Origin of the sequence: Enterobacter sp. AG326, from assembly GCF_004362415.1 — a bacterium.
Taxonomy (GTDB): Bacteria; Pseudomonadota; Gammaproteobacteria; order Enterobacterales; family Enterobacteriaceae; genus Enterobacter; species Enterobacter asburiae.
This window is the reverse complement of record NZ_SNXG01000001.1, coordinates 1,440,624-1,452,012: the sequence shown is the minus strand read 5'-3', so window position 1 is coordinate 1,452,012 and position 11,389 is coordinate 1,440,624. Positions and strand designations below refer to the sequence as shown.

7 protein-coding genes are annotated in these 11,389 nt (G+C 57.6%); 6 read left to right on the top strand and 1 reads right to left on the bottom strand.

The annotated features are described in order from the left end of the window. Positions 1–221 precede the first annotated feature (221 nt). From purL to glnB, 5 genes are all read left to right on the top strand, one after another. Positions 222–4,109, top strand: coding sequence for a phosphoribosylformylglycinamidine synthase (gene purL, locus DFO52_RS06790; RefSeq protein WP_133549810.1), 3,888 nt, complete (start codon positions 222–224; stop codon positions 4,107–4,109). Positions 4,110–4,643: 534 nt separating this feature from the next. Beyond that, complete coding sequence (gene qseE, locus DFO52_RS06785) at positions 4,644–6,071, top strand: two component system sensor histidine kinase QseE/GlrK (RefSeq protein WP_133549808.1); 1,428 nt, start codon at positions 4,644–4,646, stop codon at positions 6,069–6,071. Position 6,072: 1 nt separating this feature from the next. After that, complete coding sequence (gene qseG, locus DFO52_RS06780) at positions 6,073–6,810, top strand: two-component system QseEF-associated lipoprotein QseG (protein WP_033146230.1); 738 nt, start codon at positions 6,073–6,075, stop codon at positions 6,808–6,810. Beyond that, the gene (gene glrR, locus DFO52_RS06775) at positions 6,797–8,134 is read left to right on the top strand and encodes a two-component system response regulator GlrR (protein WP_023308835.1); all 1,338 of its coding nucleotides are present in this window, start codon (positions 6,797–6,799) and stop codon (positions 8,132–8,134) included. The genes qseG and glrR overlap by 14 nt, the downstream gene beginning before the upstream one ends. Positions 8,135–8,199: 65 nt before the next feature. Beyond that, entirely contained in the window at positions 8,200–8,538 is a 339-nt protein-coding gene (glnB, locus tag DFO52_RS06770; RefSeq protein WP_003860685.1) for a nitrogen regulatory protein P-II, read from the top strand. 78 nt (positions 8,539–8,616) lie between these two features. On the opposite strand, the gene hmpA is transcribed toward glnB, so the two are convergent. Continuing rightward, a complete protein-coding gene (hmpA, locus tag DFO52_RS06765; protein WP_133549806.1) occupies positions 8,617–9,807 on the bottom strand; it encodes an NO-inducible flavohemoprotein in 1,191 nt (396 codons plus the stop codon). A gap of 304 nt (positions 9,808–10,111) precedes the next feature. Here hmpA and glyA point away from each other — a divergent pair, with 304 nt between their 5' ends. After that, a complete protein-coding gene (gene glyA, locus DFO52_RS06760) occupies positions 10,112–11,365 on the top strand; it encodes a serine hydroxymethyltransferase (RefSeq protein WP_008502165.1) in 1,254 nt (417 codons plus the stop codon). The last annotated feature ends 24 nt before the right edge of the window (positions 11,366–11,389 follow it).

The window sequence follows — 11,389 nt, the reverse complement described above, 5'->3', positions numbered from 1 at the left end:
TGTTAATCATAAGGTTTGCCATTGAATGAGCGGCATTTTGCGTAAACTTACGCCACTTGGCAACCAATTAGAGAGACAGGTCACATCTATTGTTAAATCTCTGTGCAAATTTTATTTCGACGCAAACGGTTTCGTCGGCGCTCAGGATTCTCTATAATGACGCCCGTTTTCCCCCCTTGCGCACACTGTAAGCGCCCCGGCGCTTCGAAGACGAGAGACTTATGATGGAAATTCTGCGTGGTTCGCCTGCACTGTCTGCCTTCCGTATTACTAAACTGCTGGCACGTTTTCAGGCGGCCGACCTTCCGGTAAGCAATATTTACGCTGAGTATGTCCATTTTGCTGACCTGAATGCCCCCCTGAATGCAGAGGAGCGCGTACAGCTGGAACGCCTGCTCAAGTATGGTCCAAGCCTGAGCAGCCACACGCCAACCGGCAAACTGATCCTTGCGACGCCTCGTCCGGGCACCATCTCCCCCTGGTCTTCCAAAGCCACCGACATCGCCCACAACTGTGGCCTGAACCAGATTAACCGTCTGGAACGCGGCGTGGCGTACTACGTGGAAGCCTCTACCCTAAGCGAGGCGCAGTGGCAGGCGGTTGCAGCTGAACTGCACGATCGCATGATGGAGAGCGTATTTGCCTCTCTCGATGACGCGCAGAAGCTTTTCTCTCACCATCAGCCTGCGCCGGTACAGAGCGTAGACCTGCTGGGGCAGGGCCGTCAGGCGCTGATTGACGCCAACCTGCGTCTCGGCCTGGCGCTGGCAGAAGACGAAATCGACTACCTGCAGGATGCGTTTGTTAAGCTCAACCGTAACCCGAACGACATCGAACTCTACATGTTCGCGCAGGCTAACTCTGAGCACTGCCGCCACAAGATTTTCAACGCCGACTGGATTATTGACGGCGAACAGCAGCCGAAGTCGCTGTTCAAAATGATCAAAAACACCATGGAGCAAACCCCGGACCACGTGCTGTCTGCCTATAAGGACAACGCCGCGGTAATGGAAGGTTCCGAGGTGGGTCGCTTCTTCGCCGATCGCGAAGCAGGGCGCTATGACTTCCATCAGGAGCCCGCGCATATCCTGATGAAAGTGGAAACCCACAACCACCCGACGGCGATCTCCCCGTGGCCGGGTGCGGCGACCGGCTCCGGCGGTGAAATCCGTGATGAAGGTGCGACCGGTCGTGGCGCTAAACCTAAAGCGGGTCTGGTCGGTTTCTCCGTCTCCAACCTGCGTATCCCGGGCTTTGAACAGCCGTGGGAAGAAGATTTCGGCAAGCCAGAGCGCATCGTGACCGCCCTGGATATCATGACCGAAGGCCCGCTGGGCGGCGCGGCGTTTAACAACGAATTTGGTCGTCCGGCGCTGAACGGTTACTTCCGTACCTATGAAGAGAAAGTGGACAGCCACAACGGCGAAGAGCTGCGCGGCTACCACAAGCCGATCATGCTGGCGGGTGGGATCGGCAACATCCGTGCCGATCACGTGCAGAAAGGCGAGATCGTCGTCGGCGCGAAGCTGATCGTACTGGGCGGCCCGGCGATGAACATCGGTCTGGGCGGCGGCGCTGCCTCTTCTATGGCCTCCGGCCAGTCTGATGCGGATCTTGACTTCGCCTCCGTGCAGCGCGACAACCCTGAGATGGAGCGCCGCTGCCAGGAAGTGATTGACCGCTGCTGGCAGCTGGGCGATGCCAACCCGATCCTCTTCATTCACGACGTGGGCGCGGGCGGCCTGTCCAACGCCATGCCGGAGCTGGTGAGTGACGGCGGCCGCGGCGGGCGTTTCAACCTGCGCGATATCCTGAGCGATGAGCCGGGCATGAGCCCGCTGGAAATCTGGTGTAACGAATCCCAGGAGCGCTACGTGCTGGCGGTTGCTGCGGATCAGCTGCCGCTGTTTGACGAGCTGTGCCGCCGCGAGCGCGCGCCGTATGCCGTCATCGGTGAAGCGACCGAAGAGCAGCACCTTTCCTTAAGCGACACCCACTTTGATAACCAGCCGATCGATCTGCCGCTGGACGTGCTGCTCGGTAAAACGCCGAAGATGACCCGCGACGTAACCACCCGTAAAGCGGCGGGCAAAGCGCTGGATCGTCAGGGCATCACCGTGGCAGAAGCGGTCAACCGCGTGCTGCACCTGCCAGCTGTGGCAGAGAAAACCTTCCTGGTGACCATCGGCGACCGCACCGTGACCGGTATGGTATCGCGCGACCAGATGGTCGGCCCGTGGCAGATCCCGGTCGCTAACTGCGCCGTAACCACCGCGAGCCTCGACAGCTACTACGGCGAAGCGATGGCTCTCGGCGAGCGTACCCCGGTGGCGCTGCTGGACTTCGCCGCTTCTGCCCGTCTGGCGGTCGGTGAAGCGCTGACCAACATCGCCGCGACGCAGATTGGCGATATCAAACGTATCAAGCTCTCCGCAAACTGGATGGCCGCTGCCGGCCACCCAGGCGAAGATGCTGGCCTGTATGAAGCCGTGAAAGCGGTGGGCGAGGAACTGTGTCCTGCCCTCGGCCTGACCATTCCGGTGGGCAAAGACTCCATGTCGATGAAAACCCGCTGGCAGGAAGGCAACGAGCAGCGCGAGATGACCTCTCCGCTGTCGCTGGTCATCACCGCGTTTGCCCGCGTGGAAGACGTGCGCCACACCGTTACGCCGCAGCTTGCGACCGAAGACAACGCCCTGCTGCTGATTGACCTGGGTAAAGGTCACAACGCGCTGGGTGCTACCGCGCTGGCGCAGGTTTACCGCCAGCTCGGCGACAAGCCAGCCGACGTGCGTGACGTGGCCCAGCTGAAAGGCTTCTACGACGCGATTCAGGCTCTGGTGGCGCAGCGTAAGCTGCTGGCCTACCACGACCGTTCCGACGGCGGCCTGCTGGTGACCCTGGCAGAGATGGCCTTCACCGGCCACTGTGGCGTGGAAGCGAACATTGCGACGCTTGGCGAAGACCGTCTGGCGGCGCTGTTCAACGAAGAGCTGGGCGCCGTGATTCAGGTGCGCGCGGCGGATCGCGACGCGGTTGAAGCGATTCTGGCGAAGCACGGTCTGGCAGACTGCGTGCACTATCTGGGTAAGGCCGTTCAGGGCGACCGCTTCGTCATTGAAGCAGACGGTCACGCCGTGTTCAGCGAAAGCCGCACCACGCTGCGCATGTGGTGGGCGGAAACCACCTGGCAGATGCAGCGCCTGCGTGATAACCCGGAATGTGCCGATCAGGAGCATAACGCAAAAGCGAATGACCAGGATCCAGGCCTGAACGTGAAGCTCTCCTTCGACATTAACGAAGACATCGCTGCGCCGTACATTGCGACCGGCGCGCGTCCAAAAGTGGCGGTGCTGCGCGAGCAGGGCGTTAACTCCCACGTTGAGATGGCGGCTGCCTTCCACCGCGCGGGCTTTGACGCTATCGACGTCCACATGAGCGACCTGCTGGCCGGGCGTACCGGTCTGGAAGATTTCCAGGCGCTGGTGGCGTGCGGCGGCTTCTCCTACGGCGACGTGCTGGGCGCGGGCGAAGGCTGGGCGAAGTCCATCCTGTTCAACAGCCGCGTGCGCGACGAGTTCGAAACCTTCTTCCACCGTCCGCAGACCCTGGCGCTGGGCGTGTGTAACGGCTGCCAGATGATGTCTAACCTGCGCGAGCTGATCCCGGGCAGTGAAGCCTGGCCGCGCTTTGTGCGCAACCAGTCTGACCGCTTCGAGGCGCGCTTCAGCCTGGTGGAAGTGACCCAAAGCCCGTCTCTGCTGCTGCAGGGGATGGTCGGTTCTCAGATGCCAATCGCCGTTTCCCATGGTGAAGGTCAGGTAGAAGTGCGCGACGCTGCGCATCTGGCTCAGCTGGAGAGCAAAGGACTGGTGGCGCTGCGCTTTGTCGATAACTTCGGTAAGGTGACAGAAACCTACCCGGCTAACCCGAACGGCTCCGCCAACGGTATTACGGCGGTGACCAGCGAAAGCGGTCGCGCGACCATCATGATGCCGCACCCGGAACGCGTGTTCCGTACCGTGAGCAACTCCTGGCACCCGGAAAACTGGGGCGAGGACAGCCCGTGGATGCGTATCTTCCGCAACGCGCGTAAACAGTTGGGTTAAGTTTTAGCCCCACACCCTTCCAGGCCCGGTAAGCGAAAGCTCCACCGGGCTTTTTTATTTGTGTCGCAATTACGCGACAGACCCGCAATATGACTGTCTCCAAAAGGAGACATTTAACTCATTGATTTATATGTGGCAGTAAAGGTTCCCGTTAAGGTGTTGCTTAATAGCGACACTTAGCCTGGAAATCATTCAACCGATAATTAACAGGCTAAACGAGTAAAACTCATATATTTCAAACTGTTAATATTTTGTTTTGCATTCTGGCACGGGTGTTGCATAATATTAACCAGTGGCTCATTCACCTTCTTATGTCAGCCCCTTCGGGACGCGCTACATAAACTTCGAATGACGCACAAAAAGGTGCCTGCCGTCCAACTACTGATCATAGCGATGCTTTATCAGGCCAGGGCGAAACGTCGAGTTAGGCACCGCCTCATTCCATGACAAAGCCGGGTTTTTACCCGGCTTTGTTGTATCTGAAGGGCAGACTCAGTTACGCTCTGCGTAAATCCCCATTAAGAGAGTAATGCGTTGAAACGCTGGCCCGTTTTCCCCCGCTCCCTGCGGCAGCTCGTCATGATGGCCTTCCTGCTGATCCTGCTGCCGCTGCTGATCCTTGCCTGGCAGGCGTGGCAAAGCCTGAACGCGCTGAGCGCGCAGGCGGCTTTGACCAACCGCACGACGCTCATCGACGCCAGACGCAGTGAAGCGATGACCAACGCCGCGCTGGAGATGGAGCGTAGCTATCGTCAGTATTGCGTGCTTGACGATAGGACGCTGGAAAAGGTTTATCAGAGTCAGCGTAAACGCTACAGCGAAATGCTGGACGCTCATGCGGGGGTTTTGCCTGACGACAAGCTCTATCAGGCGTTACGTCAGGATTTGAACGATCTCGCGCAGCTGCAGTGCAGTAACAGCGGCCCGGATGCCGCCGCCGCCGCGCGCCTTGAAGCTTTTGCCAGCGCCAACACCGATATGGTGCAGTCTACGCGCGCGGTAATTTTCTCTCGCGGCCAGCAGCTCCAGCAGGAGATTGCCGAGCGCGGCCAGTTCTTCGGCTGGCAGGCGCTGGTGCTGTTCCTGGTGAGTCTTGGGCTGGTTCTGCTCTTTACCCGCATGATCATCGGCCCGGTGAAGGGCATTCAGCGTATGATCAACCGCCTGGGGGAGGGGAAATCGCTCGGGGATACGGTCGCCTTTAAAGGTCCCCGCGAGCTGCGATCCGTGGGCCAGCGCATTATCTGGCTGTCCGAGCGCCTGGCGTGGCTCGAATCACAGCGCCATCAGTTCCTGCGCCATATCTCTCATGAGCTTAAAACGCCGCTGGCCAGCATGCGTGAAGGAACGGAGCTGCTGGCGGACGAAGTGGCCGGGCCCCTAACGCCAGAACAGAAAGAAATTGTCGAGATCCTGGATAACAGCAGCCGCAATCTGCAAAAGCTGATTGAGCAACTGCTGGACTACAACCGCAAGCTGGCAGACGGGGCGGTAGTACTGGAAAACGTTGAGATTGAGCCGCTGGTGGATATGGTGATCTCCGCCCACAGCTTGCCAGCAAGAGCTAAAATGATGCATACCGGCGTCGAGCTCAATGCGCCTACGTGCCTGGCTGAGCCTATGCTGCTAATGAGCGTACTGGATAATCTTTACTCCAATGCGGTGCACTATGGTACTGAATCCGGTAACATTTATATCCGAAGTAATACGAATGGTTCACGGGTGTTTATTGACGTCGCAAACACCGGCACCCCGATCCCCGATGACGAAAAAACCATGATCTTCGAACCCTTTTTCCAGGGGAGTCATCAGCGGAAAGGCGCGGTTAAAGGAAGCGGTCTGGGCTTGAGCATCGCCCGGGACTGCATACGACGCATGCAGGGTGAGCTAAACATTGCCGCGGACGAACGTTCAGATGTTTGCTTCCGTATCGAACTGCCCCTGAGCCGGAAAAATCAATAAAATGAATCTATGTCTGGTGAGTATGTCACACGTCTTTTTCCGCGCCGTACGCGCGGTGTTTTCCAGCAAAACGCTTCGCCTGAGCCTGCCCTGTTTATTTCTGGCAGGGTGTGTTTCCCATGCGCCACAAAGTGCCATTAGCGATAAACAGGAAGATAAATGGCCCGATAACCAGCTGGCAGATTTCCTCTCAACCCGCTGTGACGACATCTGGAACCTGTCAGGACATGACGTTGAAAGCAACCCGCTGTTCTGGCTGCGTGGAATAGACTGCGCCCAGCGTCTTGCGCCGGTAGACGCCCGCTCGAAGGCGGCGATGCTGGATGACGACACCTGGCAGGACGCTTTCAAGCGTGGGATTTTACTCGCAGATGCGAAAATCACTCCCGTTGAACGCCGCGTCAATGTGACCCGACTGGACACGTACGTGGTCAATCTTCCGGTGCAGGTACGTCCGGTATACCAGCTCTGGCGCGACGGGCAGACATTACAGCTTCAGCTGTCTGAAGAGCGCTCCCGCTACAGCAAGCTGCAACAGTCAACCGACAGCGAGCTTGATACGCTGCGTCAACAGCAGCAACATTTACGTACGCAGCTGGATACCACGACGCGCAAGCTGGAAAACCTGACCGATATCGAAAGGCAGCTCTCGTCGCGTAAATATCAGCCGGGGAGTTCATCCGCGGCACCGGACAGCGATACGCCGAAACAAGAGGATGTGAAGCATGACGAGCCGTAAACCTGCCCATCTGTTACTGGTGGATGACGATCCCGGGCTGTTAAAGCTGCTGGGGATGCGTCTGGTGAGCGAAGGCTACAGCGTCGTCACCGCTGAAAGCGGGCTGGAGGGGCTCAAGATCCTCAGCCGCGAGAAAATAGATCTGGTGATAAGCGACCTGCGGATGGACGAAATGGACGGCCTGCAGCTGTTTGCGGAGATCCAGAAGCAGCAGCCGGGTATGCCCGTGATTATCCTGACGGCGCACGGGTCGATTCCGGATGCGGTTGCCGCGACCCAGCAGGGGGTCTTCAGCTTCCTGACCAAGCCGGTGGACAAAGACGCGCTTTATAAAGCTATCGACAGCGCGCTGGAACATGCTGCCCCGGCGGGGGATGAAGCGTGGCGGGAGTCCATCGTCACCCGCAGCCCGATTATGCTGCGTCTGCTTGAACAGGCCCGGATGGTGGCGCAGTCCGACGTCAGCGTGCTCATCAACGGCCAGAGCGGAACCGGAAAAGAGATCCTGGCCCAGGCGATCCATAACGCCAGCCCGCGCAGTAAAAACGCCTTTATCGCCATTAACTGCGGCGCGCTTCCGGAACAGCTGCTCGAATCTGAACTGTTTGGTCACGCCCGCGGCGCATTCACCGGCGCGGTTAGCAGTCGGGAGGGGCTGTTCCAGGCCGCGGAAGGCGGCACGCTGTTCCTGGACGAGATTGGCGACATGCCCGCACCGCTGCAGGTTAAACTTCTCCGCGTGTTGCAGGAGCGAAAAGTTCGCCCGCTGGGCAGCAACCGCGATATCGATATTAACGTGCGCATTATTTCCGCCACCCACCGCGACTTGCCAAAAGTGATGGCGCGCAACGAGTTTCGCGAAGATCTCTACTACCGTCTGAACGTGGTGAATCTGAAGATCCCCGCGCTGGCGGAGCGTGCGGAAGACATTCCGCTGCTGGCGAACCATCTTTTGCGCCAGGCGGCCGATCGCCATAAACCGTTCGTGCGCGCGTTTTCCACCGATGCGATGAAGCGGCTGATGGCCGCAGGCTGGCCGGGTAACGTGCGCCAGCTGGTGAACGTGATTGAGCAGTGCGTGGCGCTGACCTCCTCACCGGTGATCAGCGATGCGCTGGTGGAGCAGGCGCTGGAAGGGGAAAACACGGCTCTGCCGACGTTTGCGGAAGCGCGGAATCAGTTCGAGCTGAACTATCTGCGCAAGCTATTGCAGATTACCAAAGGCAATGTGACCCACGCGGCGCGCATGGCCGGACGCAACCGCACCGAGTTCTACAAGCTGCTGTCGCGCCACGAGCTGGAAGCAAACGATTTTAAAGAGTAATGCCGTATGGTACTGTGAGCAATCGATTACGAGGCAGCTTACAGGCAAGAGTTTAAGGACCCACCATGAAAAAGATTGATGCGATTATTAAACCTTTCAAACTGGATGACGTGCGTGAAGCGCTGGCGGAAGTCGGCATCACCGGGATGACCGTGACGGAAGTGAAAGGTTTTGGTCGTCAGAAGGGCCACACCGAGCTTTACCGTGGCGCAGAGTACATGGTCGACTTTCTGCCGAAAGTAAAAATTGAAATCGTGGTCAGCGACGATATCGTCGATACCTGCGTGGATACCATTATCCGCACGGCGCAGACGGGCAAAATCGGCGACGGTAAAATCTTCGTCTTTGACGTGGCGCGCGTGATCCGTATCCGTACCGGCGAAGAAGACGACGCCGCGATTTAACATTGCCAACGGTTTTGTAGGCCGGGTAAGGTGCAACAACCCGGCGAAAAAAAGCCCCTCGAACGAGGGGCTTTTTCATTACAGCACCTTATGGGGCCCGAAACATTCGTAGTGAATATTGTCTTTGTTCACACCCAGCTCCACCAGCTGCTTCGCGGCATACTGCATAAACGCCACCGGCCCGCAGACGTAGAACTGCATGTCCGGCGCGCTAAACGCCCCTTCCATCAGGCTTAAATTCATCAGACCTTCGCTGTCAAACCGCGCGGCCGCGCGGTCTTTATCCGTCGGCAGGCGATACCAGGTGTGCGCGGTGAAGCGCGGCAGGGAGGCTCCGAGCGTTTTCACTTCATCCGCAAAGGCGTGCACATCGCCGTTTTCCGCAGCGTGGAACCAGTTTACCTGCGCCCCGTGGTTTGCTTTCGCCAGCGTATCGAGCATCGCCAGCATTGGCGTTTGGCCGACGCCCGCAGAGATCAGCGTAACCGGGGTATTCGCTTCAACCGCCATGAAGAAATCACCCGCCGGCGCGGCCAGATGAACCACGTCGCCCACGTTAGCTTCGTTGTGGAGCCAGTTGGAGACCTGACCGCCGTCCTCACGCTTCACGGCAATGCGGTAGCCTTTGCCGTTTGGCTTGCGGGTAAGAGAATACTGGCGGATCTCCTGATGCGGGAAACCTTCAGGCTTCAGCCACACGCCCAGATACTGGCCTGGCTGGTAATCGGCAACCGGCTGTCCGTCCACCGGCTCAAATTCAAAGCTGGTAATCAATGCACTGCGCGGGGTTTTCTCGACGATGCGGAAGGCGCGCGTGCCTTCCCAGCCGCCGTTCTTGCTGGCGTTTTCGCTGTAGATCTGCGCTTCGCGGTTGATAAACACGTTTGCCAGCACGCCGTAGGCTTTACCCCACGCGTCCAGCACCTCCTGGCCCGGGCTGAACATCTCGTCCAGCGTGGCCAGCAGGTGGCCACCCACAATGTTGTACTGCTCGGGCTGGATCTGGAAGCTGGTGTGCTTCTGCGCGATTTTTTCCACCGCGGGCAGCAGCGCAGCCAGGTTTTCAATATTGCTGGCATAGGCCGCGATGGCGTTGAACAGCGCTTCGCGCTGATCGCCGTTACGCTGGTTGCTCATGTTGAAAATTTCTTTGAACTCCGGGTTATGCGTGAACATGCGATCGTAGAAATGGGCGGTGAGTTTAGGGCCGGTTTCCACCAGCAGGGGAATGGTGGCTTTAACGGTAGCGATGGTTTGGGCGTCGAGCATGAGCGCATCCTTCTGATGTGACTTTAATGATGTATTTTAAATGCATCTTATAAAAAATACCCCTGCGTTGTAAATGGTTCTTTGCAAGATGAAAAATATGCATCACAAACCTGAAAAGAAATCCGCTGGAAAGGGCGAGAGCTTTATTCCTCAAACCCTTGCGTGGCGCGCAGGAAAACGTTTGCGTAAAATCGTTTGTCAAGACCTGTTATCACAGAACTAATCAGTTATACTGTTGCCCGTCGTCCAACAGGACTGCCTTTTCAGGCCAAAATTTACTTGTTAGCTGAGTCAGGAGATGCGGATGTTAAAGCGTGAAATGAACATTGCCGATTATGATGCCGAACTGTGGCAGGCTATGGAGCAGGAAAAAGTACGTCAGGAAGAGCACATCGAACTGATCGCCTCCGAAAACTACACCAGCCCGCGCGTCATGCAGGCGCAGGGTTCTCAGCTGACTAACAAATATGCTGAAGGTTACCCGGGCAAACGCTACTACGGCGGTTGCGAGTACGTTGATATCGTTGAGCAGCTGGCTATCGACCGTGCGAAAGAACTCTTTGGCGCTGACTACGCGAACGTGCAGCCGCACTCTGGCTCTCAGGCTAACTTCGCGGTCTACACCGCGCTGCTGCAGCCGGGCGATACCGTTCTGGGTATGAACCTGGCGCAGGGCGGCCACCTGACTCACGGCTCCCCGGTTAACTTCTCCGGCAAACTGTACAACATCATCCCTTACGGTATTGATGAGTCCGGTAAAATTGACTACGAAGACATGGCGAAGCAGGCTAAAGAGCACAAACCGAAGATGATCATCGGTGGCTTCTCTGCTTACTCCGGTATCGTTGACTGGGCAAAAATGCGTGAAATCGCGGACAGCATCGGTGCTTACCTGTTTGTCGACATGGCGCACGTTGCGGGCCTGATTGCCGCTGGCGTTTACCCGAACCCGGTTCCACACGCTCACGTTGTGACCACCACCACCCACAAAACCCTGGCGGGTCCACGCGGTGGCCTGATCCTGGCGAAAGGCGGTGACGAAGAGCTGTACAAAAAACTGAACTCCGCCGTATTCCCAAGCGCGCAGGGCGGCCCGCTGATGCACGTTATCGCGGCTAAAGCGGTAGCGCTGAAAGAAGCGATGGAGCCAGAGTTCAAGGTTTATCAGCAGCAGGTTGCTAAGAATGCCAAAGCGATGGTGGAAGTGTTCCTGAATCGTGGCTACAAAGTGGTATCCGGCGGTACTGAAAACCACCTGTTCCTGCTGGATCTGGTTGATAAGAACCTGACCGGTAAAGAAGCTGACGCAGCCCTGGGCCGCGCCAACATCACCGTGAACAAAAACAGCGTGCCAAACGATCCGAAGAGCCCGTTCGTGACCTCCGGTATCCGTATCGGTTCTCCGGCCGTAACTCGCCGCGGCTTTAAAGAAGCGGAAGTGAAAGAGCTGGCTGGCTGGATGTGTGACGTTCTGGACAACATCAATGACGAAGCGGTAATCGAGCGCGTCAAAGGTAAAGTTCTGGATATCTGCGCACGCTTCCCGGTATACGCATAATTCCTCTGCCTGGCAGAAATAAAA